We start from the raw sequence: 17058 nt of genomic DNA on the forward strand, positions 1-17058 counted from the left end.
ACGTTGTTATCTTTCATATTTTATCAAATGTTTTATGAAAAAACCAATGAAAGGGTAGTTCATTAGCAAGATCCTGTGTCCGATATCGTCCCGTTATGCGTCCCATCGGCCTGTAACAGGGAAGATTGGGATGGGCGAAAAGTCTCAATTGGTGTGTGCACAGGTAAATCTGCCGTTAATTCTTCGCCAAATACGTGTCGGAATACTTCCGTAACTGACTGCACCGGAATGACTTTCAAGCCTTCAATACTGTCAAAAAGGGACTGCCAATTGTCCTGCGGAATGATCACCTTTTTAGCTCCTGCCTGAAAAGCAGCCTCAACCTTGGCTAATACGCCGCCAATCGGTTTGACACGACCGTGAATGCTAACCTCCCCGGTCATCGCAATTTCGTGATCCACCGGAATTCCCCGCATTGCCGAAGCAATAGCCGTTGCCATCGCAATGCCTGCCGACGGGCCGTCTACTGGTGTTCCTCCGGGGAAATTAATATGCAAATCGTAATTCGACGGCGATAATCCAAGCGTACGCAAAACGGTCAGTACATTTTCCACTGAGCCTTTGGCCATACTTTTGCGTCGCAGCGTACGGGAGCCGCCGCCAATCTCTTCCTCATCGACAACACCTGTAATATTATAGGTTCCCTTTCCCGCAGGAACCGGAACTGCTGTAACCTCAATTTCCAGCAGCATGCCCATATTGGGACCATATACGGCCAAACCGTTAACAAACCCAATTTGCGGTAAACCCGGTACTTTCCGATCAGGACGCGGTTGAATTTGGCTGCTACCTGCTACCCATTCCACATCCGAAGCGTTCAGACGTTCCCGTTTCTCCGTAAGTGCTAATCCCGCGGCAAGCTGAATCATATTGACGGCCTCCCGGCCATTTGTGGCGTAGCGCTGTACGACTTCAACTGCCTCTGGACAAGGACCGAAGCCCAGCTTGTGGACGGCATCCTCAGCAATACGAGCAATTTCCTGCGGTTGGAGAGCACGGAAATAAATTTCCATGCACCGGGAACGAATGGCAGGCGGCAGCTCGTGCGGCGAACGGGTCGTCGCACCTACCAAACGGAAATCGGCAGGCAAACCATTTTGGAAAATATCATGGATATAAGCAGGAGTATTCGAATCCTCCGAGTTGTAGTACGCGCTCTCCAGAAATACTTTTCGGTCCTCCAATACTTTCAGCAGCTTATTCATCTGTGTGGGATGCAGCTCGCCAATTTCATCAATGAACAACATACCGCCATGCGCCTTCGTTACAGCTCCGGGTTTGGGCTGTGGAATACCCGCCACTCCCATTGCTCCAGCACCTTGATAAATCGGATCATGCACCGAACCAATCAACGGGTCTGCAATACCCCGCTCGTCAAAACGGGCAGTCGTCGCATCAATCTCCGTAAATTTGGCGTCTCCCTTGAACGGGGAGGACAGGTTTTTCTTAGCCTCTTCCAGCACCACACGCGCAGCAGCCGTTTTGCCCACTCCCGGTGGGCCATAAATAATAACATGCTGTGGATTCGCACTGCATAACGCTGCCTTGAGCGCACGCAATCCGTCCTTCTGACCGACAATATCCTGTAATGTGGCAGGACGGGTGCGTTCAGCCAGCGGTTTGGTTAATGAAATGGAACGCAGTTTGCGCAGCTTATCCAGTTCCTTGCGGGATTCCCGGTCCACTGCGCTGCGGTTCGTCTTTTGGCTCCGCAAAAGGTTCCAGAAATACAGACCGATGACAATCCCAAAAAACATTTGCACTAACAACAAAATCATAGTAAAGTCCATCGTATTTCCTCCGTTTCTCATCTCGGCATTTTGAAAATGCCGCTAAAATGCCGTCTATGAAAAACAGTATTTCCTTTTCCACAATAGCTAAACGGCAGTCTTTCAAAAGAACAGAGAGAAAATACAAAAACACCGCGGAGAACAGTTCTGTAGCAGAGCTGCCCTCCACGGCGTTTAAATGATGGCACTAAAATATGATTATGCCTTTTGTATGAGAAGTGATTTTACCTATACCTTCTCGGCTGTATGACGTTCCTCACGACCCGGAATTTTACCTGTCTCTTCATACGCCTTGACGATGATATCAATTTCTTTTTTCAATTCTTCAACCATGTCAGCTTCGGGTACTTTGCGGATCATTTTTCCGTAACGGAACAGAAGTCCTTCCCCGCGTGCTCCGGCAATACCGATGTCGGCTTCCTTTGCTTCCCCCGGACCGTTCACCGCGCAACCCAGTACCGACACTTTAATCGGCACCTTGAGTTTCGCAATATAGTCTTCAACTTCGTTGGCGATAGAGAACAGATCAATATCCAGACGTCCACAAGTCGGACAGGAAATCAAAGTCGCAGCATTCGTGATCAGCCCAAAGGTTTTGAGCAGTTCCCGTGCAACCTTCACTTCTTCCACTGGATCGGCACTCAGCGAAATACGCATAGTCGAACCAATACCTGCTGCTAGCAAAGCCCCCATCCCCGCTGCACTCTTAACGGTTCCGGTAAAGAGCGTACCCGCTTCAGTAATACCCAGATGTAGTGGATATTTAATGATCTCGGCTGCCTTCGTATAAGCAGCAATCGCCATGGGCACGTCAGATGCTTTCAGCGACACGATAATATCGTGAAAATCAAGCTCTTCCAGTATACCGATATGGTATAGTGCGCTTTCTACCATCGCTTCTGGCGTAGGATAGCCGTACTTATCCAGCAAGTGCTGTTCCAATGACCCGGCATTCACACCGATCCGAATCGGAATTCCTTTTTCCTTACACGCCTTAACGACAGCTTCCACTTTTTCACGACGACCAATGTTGCCGGGATTAATACGAACCTTGTCAATTCCATTTTCAATCGCCAGCAGAGCCAGCTTGTGATTAAAATGAATATCCGCTACGAGCGGAATATGGATCTGCTTTTTAATTTCCTTAATGGCCGCAGCAGCTTCCTCATTGTTGACGGTGACCCGCACCAGTTGACATCCGGCTTCCTCCAAGCGAAGAATCTCGGCTACAGTAGCTTCCACATCTGCTGTTTTGGTTGTACACATACTTTGGATAATGACTTCATTGCTGCCGCCAATCGTCAGATTCCCGACTTTAACGGGACGTGTGTCTTGTCTTAAGAACATGTACTTTTCTCTCCCATTAACGCCAAACCTCCACCCCTTAAAACCTCATATGGGTTTATCGAAGTGGAGATCCGGCTTCTCATGTTGTAGAGATCGCGAAGTATCAATCCTTAGGCGCTCTCTTCTTGTTTTTTATCCTTATCTGTACCACCGAGTTCCGGTGCGATTTTATCTTTTACAACCTGCTCATTGATGACGCAAGTAGTGATATCATCACGGGAAGGAACCTCATACATCACATCCAGCATAATGCCTTCGATGATCGCGCGAAGTCCACGGGCACCCGTATTACGTTTGATGGCCTCACGAGCAATGGCTTCCAGAGCATCTTGCTTAAACTCCAAAGTGACATTATCCAGTTCAAGCATCTTCTGATATTGCTTGACTAACGCATTTTTCGGCTCAGACAAAATACGAACCAATGTGTTCTCATCAAGCGGCTCCAGCGTAGAAATAACTGGCAAACGTCCTACAAACTCCGGAATCAGACCGAACTTCAAAAGATCTTCAGGCAATACCATAGAAGTATATTCGCCCGGTTTCAAATCCTTTTGATCTGAAGTGGCATTGAAGCCGATGACTTTCTTGCCGACACGACGCTTGATCATTTGCTCCAAACCGTCGAAGGCTCCGCCGCAAATGAACAGGATGTTCGTGGTATCAATTTGAATAAACTCTTGATGCGGATGCTTGCGCCCACCTTGAGGAGGTACAGAAGCAACCGTGCCTTCCAAAATTTTAAGCAATGCCTGCTGCACACCTTCACCCGATACGTCACGCGTAATGGACGGGTTTTCGGATTTGCGGGCTACTTTATCAATTTCGTCGATGTAGATAATGCCGCGTTCGGCTTTTTCCACATCATAATCGGCAGCTTGAATCAATTTCAGCAAAATGTTTTCAACATCTTCGCCCACATAACCTGCTTCCGTAAGGGAAGTGGCATCTGCAATGGCAAAAGGAACGTTCAAGATTTTAGCCATGGTTTGCGCAAGCAACGTTTTACCTGAACCTGTAGGTCCGAGCATCAAAATGTTACTTTTTTGCAGTTCCACATCATCAATTTTATTTTGCGTATTAATACGTTTGTAGTGGTTATATACCGCTACGGACAAAGATTTTTTCGCTTGATCCTGACCAATTACATATTGATCCAGAATGTCACGGATTTGCATTGGTTTCGGAATGTCTTTCAGGTCTACTTCTTCCTCATGACCCAATTCCTCTTCCACGATTTCCGTGCACAACTCGATACATTCGTCACATATATATACGCCCGGTCCAGCAACTAGCTTACGAACCTGATCCTGAGATTTACCGCAGAAGGAACATTTCAGTTGTCCTTTTTCATCATTAAATTTAAACATAGAGCCACCCCTTTACAGATTAATCGGTCTAGACAGCACCTGATCAATGATACCGTATGCTTTTGCCTCGTCCGCTTCCATGAAGAAATCCCGGTCAGTATCACGTTCGATTTTTTCGAGGGGCTGACCCGTACGCTCAACATAGATTTGATTCAGCTTGGCACGCGTTTTGATAATCCAGTCCGCATGAATCAGCATATCGGAGGCTTGCCCCTGAATGCCACCCAACGGCTGATGGATCATAACTTCGCTGTTGGTAAGCGCATATCTCTTGCCTAGCGCACCCGCTGTGAGCAGCAAAGAGCCCATACTTGCAGCCATGCCTACACAGATCGTCGATACGTCCGGCTTAATGAATTGCATTGTATCATATATACCCATGCCCGCAGTTACAGAACCGCCCGGCGAGTTAATGTACAAATTGATATCCTTCTCCGGATCTTCCGCAGAAAGGAATAATAGCTGTGCAATGACGAGATTGGCGACATCGTCATCAATCGGGCCACTCAGGAAAATAATGCGATCCTTAAGCAACCGCGAGTAAATATCGTAAGATCGTTCTCCTCGATTCGTTTGTTCCACAACCATAGGGACGAGACTCATCACGACCAACCTCTTTTCTTTATTGAAATGAACACCAGTATTCATCCACTTCCTTAAGTCCCATTAAAACGGAAGCGGCAAGCATGAAACGGGGACACCTTACAAAATATTTTAACATGTTCAGAGTCTCGTGTCATATTTGCATCCGCTCATATATGCAGTGCGGGCTGTTATACAACGTGCTTAGCCGAGACCTTCTCATATTTAACCATGTTTCGTATGTATGTGCAAATGTACAGCAGTGACTTATGTACAACAAGAAAGCACAACTCACAGCACTTTCCATAAACGACTAAAATATGGATTGCCCAAGTTAAAAATAAGGCACGTAACTTTCACTACGTGCCTTATCCCTATCTAATTGCTACGTTGCTGCCTATTCGGCATACCCCGTATATTTTATCGTTTGAATTACTCGGCAGCTTCAGCTGGCGCTTCAACTTCTTTGCTGTTTTCCAACAACAAAGCGATCGTTTTGCGCAGTGAAATTTCTTCTTTCAGGTTTGCGAACGAGCCGTTCCCTTCCAGAATACTGCGAATTTCTTCAACCGAACGTTTGTAAGCTTCAGCCATGTTTTTCAGCTCTTCATCAATTTCCGTTTCGGAAACTTCGATGTTTTCCGCTTTAGCCACTTGCTCCAGCACGAGGTTGTTACGCACACGCTTCTCAGCATCAACTTTCATTTGCCCTTCCAGATCTTCCTGGCTTTGGCCGGAAAATCCGAGGAACATTTCAAGGTTCATGCCTTGGCTGCGCAGACGGTTGTCGAAATCGCGAACCATGTTTTGCACTTCACTTTTGATCATCGCTTCAGGAATGTCGATTGTTGCGTTCTCAGCAACTTTCTCTACTACCGCACCCTCACGGGCAGCTTTAGCTTCGTTTTCCTTACGCTCCAACAGTTGCTTTTTCAAGTCTTCCTTGAATTCAGCCAGTGTATCAAATTCACTTACGTCTTTTGCAAATTCATCATCCAGCTCAGGAAGAACTTTGCGTTTCAGTTCATGAACTTTCACTTTGAAAACTGCTTGTTTGCCAGCGAGATCAGCAGAATGGTAGTTCTCAGGGAACGTTACTTCAACGTCCTTGGAATCGCCTGTGTGCAAACCGATCACTTGCTCTTCAAAGCCGGGAATGAACGTATTGGAGCCCAGCTCCAGAGAATACTTCTCAGCTTGTCCGCCTTCGAATGGTACACCATCAACGGAACCGTCAAAGTCGATAATAGCCGTATCGCCGGATTGTGCAGCATCTTCATCAACGACAACCAGCTCGGCATGACGTTGTTGCAAACGCTCCAGCTCTTGAGCCAGCTCTTCGTCGGTTACTTCGAGTTTGCTTACAGGCACTTCTACGCCTTTGTACTCACCCAAAGTCACTTCAGGTTTAACAGTAACCTTTGCTTTGAATTTGAAGGACTCGCCTTTAGCGAATTGATCAATTTCAACGTCAGGGCTGTCTACCGGGAAAATATCCGTTTTTTCTACAGCTTGGCTGTAAGCTTCTGGCAGCAGGAAGTCAATTGCATCCTGATACAAGCTTTCAATACCATAACGTTTTTCAAAAATAGGACGTGGTACTTTACCTTTACGGAATCCTGGTACACTTACTTGTTTAGCCACTTTATTAAAAGCTTTGTCGAGTGCAGCGGCTACACGATCCGCGTCAACCTCAACTTCAAGAACCCCAAGGTTCTTCTCTATTTTCTCCCAAGTTGCTTTCATTTTATGCTTTCCCCTCCAACAAAATCTTCACTTAGTTTTCATATGATCAACGCACACAAAATAACCACTATAGTATATCTAACATTACTATCTTTTTCAAGGGCAGCTCCTTGAATGCTTCACAGGTAAACGTTTCCGGCCGTTATGGAGTGTTCATTCCCGCCGCTACGAATAGACGCATCGACCGATATACCTGCTCAAAACGGAAGCGCAATGCATCGGTAATGCCATATATAGCACGGGTTTCTTCCTCATCCTTGTTGCCACTGAGACTCTCTGATACGGTCTGATGGAGTGCTGCCGCCCAAATATCTGGCATCCCGTCCTCCTCCACCAGCATTGACCTGTAATCTTTCGTACCGTACACTGCCATCACAAACTGCGACCATAGCTCCTGCGCAAAATAGAACAGCGTAGGCTCATGTACCTCAGTCTGATCGGCCACCCGCTCCAGAATACGCATAATCGGCTCAGGAAACTCATCCGGCTGCAGCGGAATCGACTCAATCTCGATTTCCGCCTTTTCATCGCCCCGGCTGATTTCGATCGTCCCTTCCATTCCGCGTCGCCGCAGTGTCTGCAAAACACGGAATTGAAGCAGAGGGTGGATTTCCCGTTCCTTAATCCAGTTAAGCAACGCATCGTCGATTTCCGGCAGATCCAGATAAGACAGTTGTTCCAGCGCTAAAATCGTTTGTTCCGACAATGGTTCATCCATAGCCATATGTAGCAGCTTGTTGCCGTAGCCTGCATCCTGCTCCTGCTTGAAGCGCGCATGTCGGCGGGCCAGCTCTGCTTCATTGACCTCATCTTCTGCCGTAGCGTCCGTGTCCGCCCCTCTGTCGGCATACTGTGGAAATGCGGCCTCCAGCCATTGTAAAAGGGCCTCCCACTCTTCGTATTGCTTCTGTTCCTGTCCCTGACACTGCATCAAAAAACGCAGCATTGCCATCGCCTCTCCGTAACGCTCGTTTTCAAGCATTACAGTGAGTTGAATTTGATAGTAATCCAGTGTCTTCGGAAACAATACAATATTATTTTCTTTTGTCGTCACCTTGGAGTCCTTTATTCAAGGCACCCCCTCTCCTCCGTAAGCTAAAGTATTTGTAGATTATATGAGAAACAGCGGCCGAAGTCCAACCTCTCGTCTTCAACATATTCACCTGTATTCTAACATACCCTTTTATAAGGCAAAAAAAACCACACCTACTCTGAATTTGTGCTGCACAAAGACTAAAACAATCAAATAATATAAAAAAAGACTTGAATCTTTTTCGCCTATGTGATACATTAATATTCGCTTGAATTTTATGTCCCAGTAGCTCAGCTGGATAGAGCAACGGCCTTCTAAGCCGTCGGTCGGGGGTTCGAATCCCTCCTGGGACGTACTACAGAAGCTTCCTACTATTGTAGGAAGCTTTTTTTATGTTCCAATAGGAGAGAAGCCCAGCACCTTAGGGGGGCGCGGGAGCATAAGGCATCGTAAGCCTAAGCTTCGCAGTCTCGACCGGTAGAGAGTATCCCTTTTTAGGTCCAAGTATCATATTGCACACTATTTTAATGTAGAAAGGCTGTTTCCACTATGCTGGTTTAGCGCCGAGGATATATTCAATCACACCGCTTGACCGCGATGAGTAATAAGGAGATCGACAATGAAATTAATATCTTGGAATGTTAATGGCTTAAGAGCCTGTGTGACCAAAGGATTTTATACTTATCTGAAAGAAACAAATCCCGATATTTTTTGCGTACAGGAAACCAAGCTTCAAGAGGGACAAATCCTCATGGAGAACATGGAGGAATACACACAGTACTGGAATTATGCCGAGAAAAAAGGATATTCCGGCACAGCTATCTTCACCAAAATCAAGCCGCTTTCTGTGCATTATGGACTTGAAGAAAATGGGGAGCCTGAAGGCAGAACCATCACTCTGGAATTCGAGAAGTTTTATCTGGTTAATGTGTATACTCCGAATACCAAACGGGATTTGTCCCGACTGCCGTACAGACTGGAATGGGAGGATCGTTTCCGCAGCTATCTGCAACAGTTGGATGCATCGAAGCCTGTCATTGTTTGTGGTGATCTCAACGTGGCTCATCAGGAGATTGATTTGAAGAATGCAAAAGCCAACTACGGCAATGCCGGATTTACGCCTGAGGAACGGGAGCGAATGTCGCAACTGCTGGGCGCCGGGTTTATAGACACCTTCAGACACTTTTATCCTGACCGGACGGAGGTTTATTCCTGGTGGTCCTATATGCCGAAGGTGAGAGAACGGAACATCGGCTGGCGGATCGACTACTTCCTCGTCTCGGACAGACTTCGCCCGCTATTAATAGACGCAAGCATAGATTGCCATATTACAGGTAGCGACCACTGCCCTGTTATACTCGATATGCAGGATATTTCAGCATAATCCGGCCTTATACAAGTATTACGCAGTCTTAAAAGCCGTCATGTTCTGTTATTGCAGCATGACGGCTTAAATTATATCCCCTTTTTCTGTCTAAAACCCGTTATTCGTCATCACTTGCTTGAACCACAGCGCACTTTGTTTGGGTGTCCGTTCCTGCGTTTCGTAATTGACATGTATAATACCGAAACGTTTGCTGTAGCCCCAGGCCCATTCAAAGTTATCAAGGAATGACCAGACAAAATAACCCTTGAGCTGGCCTCCCTCTTCGATAAAGCGATGGCATGCCTTTAAATGCTCCTCAATATAGTGCTGACGCCCGGTGTCCTCAATTTTCCCGTTCATCAGTTCATCCTTCATCGCTGCTCCGTTTTCCGTAATTAAAATGGGTATGCCCTTGGTAAAATCCTTCTCAATCCGCGTCAGCAGCTTATAAAAGGATTCGGGATGAATCTCCCATCCCATATCCGTTACCGGCTCCTCGATGCGAACCTGCTCCACCTGCAGCAACGAAGCGTCTGTAGTCGCTCGAATGACGCTGCGAGCATAATAGTTGATGCCCACAAAATCCCCCGGCTGCTGAATCAGCTCCATATCACCTGGCTCTACAAAATCCAATTCATTCAGATACGGCCCGTACCATTCCACCATATCCTCAGGATATTTCCCGTTAAACAACGGCTCGGCAAACCAACGATTAATAAAGCCATCCCGCCGGACGGCAGCGGCAACGTCCTCGGGTCGTTCAGAAGCGGCATCCACATGCTCCATATTCAGTGTAATACCTATCTTGCCCGTCAGCCCTTTTTCCTTGTGTAATTTGATGGCTATCCCATGACACAGCAGCGTATGATGGGCGGCAGTAAAAGCTTCCTTCCAGTTCTGATGGCCGGGGGCATGCTCTCCTGTACCATAGCCCAAAATAGAGGCACAATAGGGCTCATTTATCGTATTCCACCAGCTTATACGCTGTCCAAATCGGTCCATGATTACAGAGGCATACGTCATAAAATGCTGGACAATCTCGCGCTGCGTCCAACCGCCCTCGTCCTCAATCCACTGCGGCAGATCCCAGTGATACAGCGTCAGCATCGGAATGAGCCCGGCCGACTCAATCTCATCCAGCAGGCGCTCATAGAAGAGCAACCCCTGTTCGTTAACCACCCCGGGTGCGGGAATAATGCGCGGCCAGGCCACGGAAAAACGGTAATGTAAAAAGCCAAGCTGCTTCATTAATTGCACGTCTTCCTTAAAACGGTGAAAATGGTCACAAGCCATATCTCCGCTATCACCATCTATCACCTTCCCAGGTACTTGACAGAACGTATCCCAAATGGAAGGTGTTCTTCCACCCTCAGTGACACCACCTTCAATTTGATAAGAAGAGGTTGAGGTTCCCCACATAAACTTGGCTGGAAATAAAAAGGTATTTTCACTCATACTCGGTATCATCCTTTCAGGAATCAAGACTTCACAGCTCCGGCCATTGCACCGCCGACAATAAAGCGCTGGAGGAAAATATACAAAATAACCAGCGGTAGTGTAACAATCAGGATTCCGCAAGCGAGCAGCGGCCAGTTGTTCATGTATTGTCCGTAGAAGGAGAACAATCCCTTGGTCACCGGCTGATACGCAGGGTCAGACAAATAAATGGTAGGACCTATAATGTCGTTCCATGCCCCGATCGCGGTCAAAATAACGCCTGTCGCCAGCACTGGCTTCATCAGCGGTACAAGAATCGTAAACAAATAGCGTGAATATCCACACCCGTCCATTGCTGCCGCTTCATCCAGCTCTCGGGACACAGACTTGATATATCCCACAAACATCAGGAAAGCAATGCCGGTCCCCGTTGTTTTCAGCAAAATAAAACCAAGCTGCGTATTGTATAGTCCCAGGCTATTAATGAGGGCAAATTGCGGAATCAGCGGGTTCGGGAGATACATGGATATCAGGAAAAACACATAAAAGAAGGTGCTGAACTTAACGTATCCCCGTGCCAGCGGAAAAGCTGCAAACACGGATATTACCAACGTTAACAGCGTAGATACTCCCGTATACAGAATACTGTTCCACATGTACTGAGAGAAATTCCCTTTATCCCAGGCATCCATGAAATTCTCCAAACGCAGACTTTTGGCTATTGCCACAGGATCTATCAGATACTCACTCTGAGTCTTCATCGATACATTAAAGAGGTAGAAAAGCGGAAATAAATATAGGGATAGCATGAGCAGTACGATGATGTAGCTCAATAGTTTTGTTCCTTTGGAGCTGCTCATTACATCTCCACCTCTCTTCTACGCAAGTAATACAGGGCAATCATCGACACCGTAAATACGAACAGGAACTGGATCATAGCTACCGCGGAAGCAAGGCCGTAATCCGCCGTCCCGGAGCCGAAGGCTGTTGCATACACATCAAACGCAAGTGTCGTCGTGTTGAATTTACCACCTGTCAGCACATAAATAATGTCAAAGGTTTGCAAGGCTCCAATAATGGACAGCAGCATATTGACTGTAAAGGACGGCGCAATCATCGGAAAGGTAATATTTTTGAACGCTTTCCACCCGGAAGCGCCGTCCATATACCCGGCTTCATATAAATCATTGGGAATGGATTGCAGTCCGGCCAAGAAAATAGTCATTGAGTAACCCATGTACATCCAAATTTGCACGAAAATAATCAGTTCAAAGGCAATATCATAATCCCCGAAAAAGTTGGAGCTGGTTCCAAAAAAGTTCATCATGGCTTGCGCAGGACCGCCAAGCGGATTGGCAATCAGCTGCCAGATCAGACCGGATACCGTTACCCCAAGCACAACAGGCAGGAAAAATACAGCGCGGTAAAATACATCACCTTTGAGCTTTTTATTAATAAGGATGGCCATGAACAGTCCTACTGCATTTTGAATCACAACCACTGCTACGGCAAAATATAAGGAACGACCAATAGAAGCGATACGATCTCCTGAATCCGAGGAAGTAAAGAAAGTCGTATAATTCTCGAATCCGACAAAATTCCATGATTGTCCCGGAACACCTGATGCATCTGTAAAGGAAAACAGTACGGTTACCATAGAGGGACCAAAGCCAAGAAGCAAATAGAGCAGCACCGGAATACTCAACAAGAGATACGGCATTAACCGGGCCGCACCCTTTCCGAAAGGATACATGGGCCTCACACCTTTTTACATTATTCAGGATTTTGCAAAATTCGATTCCAGTCGCTCCAAAGTGCAATATATAGACGAACTAGACCATTTCGATCTATATATTGTTCATTGAAAGTCGCTTATTGGATTTTTGCAAAATCCTCTATTATGGGAGCTTTACCGTAGCCAATCTGCGCTCATGCAAAGCCTATTGATTATTTAGGGGCTGCCGCATCCCAGTCTGCCTGAGATTTTTGAGCAAGCTCCAAAGGCGTCTTTAGCGGACCAGCAGGCGCCAGAAATTCCGCATGTACGCTGGCATCCTTAATGTACTGTCCAACATTTTTACGATTGATAAACAACTGATCCCAGGAGAGTTTGAAGTTTTCCAGTGAAGGCTGGATTTCATTAACAAATTCACTACTTATCCTCACATCAGGCTGTGTTGGCAAAAATCCGGCGGCGTTCACAAAATCCGTGTAATTCTGCTTCTCGGAGAGCATTTCAAGCCATTTGATCGCGTAGTCCTTGTTCGGCGACTTTTCCAATACCATCCATGTCATATCGTACTTGCCTGCAAGGTTTTTATTTTTGGCGGGGTCATTACTGCCCGGAATCGGAAAATAACCAAATTTCATCTCTGGATTGGCTGTCTGGATCGTAGTTGCATCCCACGTGCCATCCGCAATCATAGCTACACGCCCTGTAGCAAACAAACTTGGCAAGGTTCCATAGTCAATCCCCATAAATCCGCCAATGGCATTGTTCATCAATATTTGTGTTTTCTCCAGCACCTCAAGCTGAACGGGGTCTGTCAGTTTCGTTTTCCCTGTCCACAGCCCTTTGATATATTCCAGCTGATCATCATGAATAGAGGCCTGAAGCCCTTGAACAGCAAGGTTAATAGGCCATACATCCTTACCGCCGAAACCAATCGGTTCTACGCTGTTATCCTTGAGCACCTTCATCACATGTACCAGTTCATCCCAGGTTGTGGGCACAGCAAGATTATATTTTTCAAAAATCTCTTTGTTGTAGAACAAACCTGTCAGTGCCACCTTACCCATATTCACACCATATACCTTGTCCTTATAGGTCATGGCATTTTTGACATCTGTAGGACTATAGTTTTTTATAAAAGCCTGATCCGACAGATCGGCTATAAGTCCTCCGTCAATCCACTGCTTCCACATTGGATCAGCTGCTCCCTTGGACCATTCCTGCGGAGCGCCCACGAAGCTGAATTTCAGAGGAATAATGTCTGCATCACCGGATGAACCAGCATTCATACGTGTTTGCATCAGTTGATCATACGTTGAGTCAGCAGGTACCGTCGTATACTCCACCTGAACATCCGGGTACTTCTCTTCAAACTTTTTATTAAATTCCTTTATATAGTTATTAATATTCTCCTGCTGCCAATGAATAATCTTTAATGTGACCTTTTTATTCCCGTCCTTTACAGCTTCGCTACCTTTACCGCAAGCGGCCAACACAACAATTAAAGCGGTTACAAGAAGTAATGAAAAACTCTTTTTCAGCATTGCAGAATCCCCCCATAAAATCTTAGAATAAATGCATTCATACATTACGAAAGCAGTTTCGTTATTACATTCACCATTATGTAACAAATGATCTGTATTTGTAAATAGAGATTTGTGAAATAACAAAAAAAACATAAACCATCTCCAAAATAAACTTACATTCCCATGATGTGCTAAACTATTCTCCTAAGAGTACGGTTGACTCTCCTCTATGAGGTAGCATAGAATACGAGTAACCATTAAATTTAGATTGCAAGGTCAATTCAACTAAACCAGTTTAGCTTCGGAGGATTTCATGAATATAAAAACAATAGCTAGTATGGCAGGCGTTTCGGTGGCAACGGTTTCGAAAATCATAAACAATTACACAGATATCAGTGAGGAAACCCGGCAGCGGGTACTTAAAATAATGGAGGAAACAGGCTATAGACCCTCCTCCTCAGCCAAAACGCTTGCTACCAAAAAATCCAATCTGGTAGGCGTTATATTCGCTGGCAAGCTGAATGTCGATTTTAGCCATCCTTTTTTTGTAGATATCATTAATGTCTTCAAAAAACAGATTGGCTTGCTCGGTTACGATCTGCTGTTTTTTTCAAATGAAAAATTTCTGGATAATGGAGAGGATTATTTGGCTCGTTCGAAATATTTTTCAGTGGACGGGTGCATTATTATTGCTGGAGATGAAGTGGAAAAGAGCGTTTTTGATCTCGATGCCAGCCCCATCCCCTGTATCGGCGTCGATATTGAACTAACTGGAGCCAATTCCTGCTATATTATGTCCGACAATCAGAAGATCTCAATGAAGGTTGTTGAGCATTTTTACATGAATGGCTACCGCGATATGGGTTTTATAGGCATTGAACGCCCATCCTTGGTCATTAAAGAGAGAGAAGAAGCCTTCATCACTTCACTAAAACGGTTTAGTCTTGATGTCAGGCCCGAATGGATTGTATATGCTAAGGACTACGCGGCGGAAGATGGATACCAGATCGCGAAGGCGTGGATACAGCAAGGAGAATTGCCAAAGGCTATTTTTGCGGCTACCGACCTGCTTGCCTTTGGTGCCATCCGTGCTTTCAAGGAAAGTGGCTTGAGGGTACCCGAGGATATTGCTGTGGTGGGATGTGATGATATAGAAGCCTGTCGTTACACCGATCCTCCACTGACCACTGTAAAACAAGATAAACAAAAAATAGGCCGACTAGCCGCTATGGTACTATTTGACCTGATGAATAAACAAATGGAAACGAAATGTATTAAAGTAGAACCGGAGCTAGTCATTCGCAGCTCCTGCGGAGCGAGGCAAAATTGGAACCATACGATGGTTAAGGGCTAAGATAAGTTGGGCTAATAACGTATCTCATAGAGAGTGCCAGTTTTCTATAACTCTTTAACGAAAAAAGGGAGTCACCTCAGTGTTACATGACTATGCCCCGTAAGATAGACACTTTTCTCAAAGTGTCCATCTTACGGGGCATTTAAGTTTTAATCAGAGTAAACAACAGTGGAACGGATAAAATATAACGCCCAATTCAAATGTCTTACGTGTAACTGAAAAAGACATTACGTTGCTCTAGAAGATAACCTTCGTATAAGCTATCATTTGTAGGCCATCGCCGCGTTCACGGCCTTTTTCCAGCCTTCATACAAACTGCTGCGCGTTTCTTCATCCATACCGGGGGCAAAAGATCGCTCCACTCTCACACGCTTGCGCAGCTCATCCATGCTCTTCCAGTATCCAATCGCCAAACCTGCCAGACATGCGGCTCCCAGTGCCGTCGTCTCATGGATAACAGGCCGTTCTACTGTGGCATCCAGAATATCGCTCTGGAATTGCATCAGAAAATTGTTCAGCACGGCTCCCCCATCCACTCGCAGCGTCTTCACTGCGATGCCGGAGTCAATTTCCATCGCGGCAAGCACGTCTTTCGTCTGATAAGCAAGTGCCTCCAGTGTTGCACGGATAAAATGTTCTTTCGTGGTCCCCCGTGTCAGGCCAAACATCGCTCCACGCACCTCACTATCCCAGTACGGACTGCCCAGTCCGACAAAAGCAGGTACCAGATACACCCCTTCCGAAGAGGAAACACGGGCTGCATAGGCTTCACTGTCTTTGGCTTCACGGAACATGCGCAGACCGTCACGAAGCCACTGGATCGCCGAGCCTGCTACAAAGACACTCCCCTCCAGCGCATATTGCACCTTGCCTTCCTCCAGCCCCCAAGCGATGGTCGTAATAAGTCCGTGCTTGGATTCCACGGGTTGATCGCCCGTGTTCATCAGCATGAAGCAACCTGTGCCGTAAGTATTTTTGATCATCCCTTTTTCGTAACAAGCCTGACCAAATAGAGCCGCCTGCTGGTCACCTGCTGCCCCAGCAATCGGTATATTTTGACCAAAGAAATGATAATCCACAGTGTGCGCGTATATCTCGGAAGAAGGCCGTACCTCAGGCAGCATGTTTTTTGGCACACCTAGAATGTCCAATAGCTCGTCGTCCCACTTTAGCTCATAAATGTTATACATCAGCGTTCTAGCTGCGTTGGAATAGTCGGTCACATGCGCCTTGCCGCCGGACAGCTTCCAGATCAGCCACGAATCAATCGTACCGAACAGCAAGTCGCCTCGTTCCGCCTTTTCGCGCGCACCTTCCACATGGTCCAGTATCCACTTCACTTTTGTGCCAGAGAAATACGGGTCAATCAACAGCCCTGTTTTACTATGGAACAGCTCTTCATGCCCTTGCTGCTTCAGTTCTTCACAGATTTCGGAGGTTTGGCGCGACTGCCATACAAGTACGTTATACACAGGCAGTCCAGTATTTTTGTCCCACACTGCTACCGATTCACGCTGATTGGTAATACCGATGGCGGCAATCTGGATCGCTTTTACACCGGATTCAGATAGACAGGATGCAATGACCCCCAGAATGGAACTCCAGATTTCATTCGCATTCTGTTCCACCCAGCCGGGATGAGGAAAGTATTGCGGAAATTCCCGCTGAGCCGAGTACACCACATCCCCTTTACTGTTGAACAAAATCGCTCTTGAGCTTGTTGTTCCCTGATCCAGTGACAAAATATATTTTTCCATCGTTGATCTCTCCCCTGTAAT

The 17058-nt window shown here is 46.3% G+C and carries 13 protein-coding genes and 1 tRNA gene; 3 read left to right on the plus strand and 11 right to left on the minus strand.

The annotated features are described in order from the left end of the window. Positions 1–62 precede the first annotated feature (62 nt). From lonB to HPL003_RS00255, 6 genes are all read right to left on the minus strand, one after another. Entirely contained in the window at positions 63–1790 is a 1728-nt protein-coding gene (lonB, locus tag HPL003_RS00230) for an ATP-dependent protease LonB (protein ID WP_014277610.1), read from the minus strand. A 228-nt stretch (positions 1791–2018) separates the two neighbouring features. Further along, a complete protein-coding gene (gene ispG, locus HPL003_RS00235) occupies positions 2019–3137 on the minus strand; it encodes a flavodoxin-dependent (E)-4-hydroxy-3-methylbut-2-enyl-diphosphate synthase (RefSeq protein ID WP_014277611.1) in 1119 nt (372 codons plus the stop codon). A 110-nt stretch (positions 3138–3247) separates the two neighbouring features. Continuing rightward, a complete protein-coding gene (clpX, locus tag HPL003_RS00240; protein WP_014277612.1) occupies positions 3248–4504 on the minus strand; it encodes an ATP-dependent protease ATP-binding subunit ClpX in 1257 nt (418 codons plus the stop codon). Between the two features lie 12 nt (positions 4505–4516). After that, positions 4517–5107 (minus strand): ATP-dependent Clp endopeptidase proteolytic subunit ClpP, encoded by a 591-nt coding sequence (gene clpP / locus HPL003_RS00245; protein ID WP_014277613.1) that lies wholly within the window; start codon positions 5105–5107, stop codon positions 4517–4519. 411 nt (positions 5108–5518) lie between these two features. Further along, positions 5519–6832 carry a trigger factor gene (gene tig, locus HPL003_RS00250; RefSeq protein ID WP_014277614.1) on the minus strand — a complete coding sequence of 438 codons (1314 nt, stop codon included), beginning with the start codon at positions 6830–6832 and terminating at the stop codon, positions 5519–5521. Positions 6833–6974: 142 nt separating this feature from the next. Next, on the minus strand, positions 6975–7886 hold the full coding sequence (locus HPL003_RS00255) for a hypothetical protein (protein ID WP_014277615.1): 912 nt from the start codon (positions 7884–7886) through the stop codon (positions 6975–6977). Positions 7887–8144: 258 nt separating this feature from the next. Between HPL003_RS00255 and HPL003_RS00265 the strand changes: the two genes are divergently transcribed. Together HPL003_RS00265 and HPL003_RS00270 are read left to right on the plus strand one after the other, a co-directional pair. After that, positions 8145–8218 (plus strand) — tRNA-Arg (locus HPL003_RS00265). Between the two features lie 266 nt (positions 8219–8484). After that, the gene (locus HPL003_RS00270; RefSeq protein ID WP_014277616.1) at positions 8485–9249 is read left to right on the plus strand and encodes an exodeoxyribonuclease III; all 765 of its coding nucleotides are present in this window, start codon (positions 8485–8487) and stop codon (positions 9247–9249) included. 90 nt (positions 9250–9339) lie between these two features. On the opposite strand, the gene HPL003_RS00275 is transcribed toward HPL003_RS00270, so the two are convergent. The 4 genes from HPL003_RS00275 to HPL003_RS00290 all read right to left on the minus strand — a co-directional run bounded on the left by HPL003_RS00275 (position 9340) and on the right by HPL003_RS00290 (position 13944). Continuing rightward, positions 9340–10686, minus strand: coding sequence for a GH1 family beta-glucosidase (locus HPL003_RS00275; RefSeq protein WP_014277617.1), 1347 nt, complete (start codon positions 10684–10686; stop codon positions 9340–9342). A gap of 23 nt (positions 10687–10709) precedes the next feature. After that, complete coding sequence (locus HPL003_RS00280; protein ID WP_014277618.1) at positions 10710–11528, minus strand: carbohydrate ABC transporter permease; 819 nt, start codon at positions 11526–11528, stop codon at positions 10710–10712. Next, positions 11528–12421: a carbohydrate ABC transporter permease gene (locus HPL003_RS00285; RefSeq protein ID WP_014277619.1), complete on the minus strand. Its 894-nt coding sequence runs from the start codon at positions 12419–12421 to the stop codon at positions 11528–11530. The genes HPL003_RS00280 and HPL003_RS00285 overlap by 1 nt, the downstream gene beginning before the upstream one ends. A gap of 194 nt (positions 12422–12615) precedes the next feature. After that, positions 12616–13944: an ABC transporter substrate-binding protein gene (locus tag HPL003_RS00290; RefSeq protein ID WP_043922518.1), complete on the minus strand. Its 1329-nt coding sequence runs from the start codon at positions 13942–13944 to the stop codon at positions 12616–12618. Between the two features lie 295 nt (positions 13945–14239). On the opposite strand from HPL003_RS00290, the gene HPL003_RS00295 reads away from it, so the two are divergent. Beyond that, a complete protein-coding gene (locus tag HPL003_RS00295) occupies positions 14240–15280 on the plus strand; it encodes a LacI family DNA-binding transcriptional regulator (protein ID WP_014277621.1) in 1041 nt (346 codons plus the stop codon). Between the two features lie 263 nt (positions 15281–15543). On the opposite strand, the gene glpK is transcribed toward HPL003_RS00295, so the two are convergent. Beyond that, the gene (glpK, locus tag HPL003_RS00300; protein WP_014277622.1) at positions 15544–17037 is read right to left on the minus strand and encodes a glycerol kinase GlpK; all 1494 of its coding nucleotides are present in this window, start codon (positions 17035–17037) and stop codon (positions 15544–15546) included. Positions 17038–17058 lie beyond the last annotated feature (21 nt).

The sequence above is a fragment of the Paenibacillus terrae HPL-003 genome (assembly GCF_000235585.1).
GTDB classification, from domain to species: Bacteria; Bacillota; Bacilli; order Paenibacillales; family Paenibacillaceae; genus Paenibacillus; species Paenibacillus terrae_B.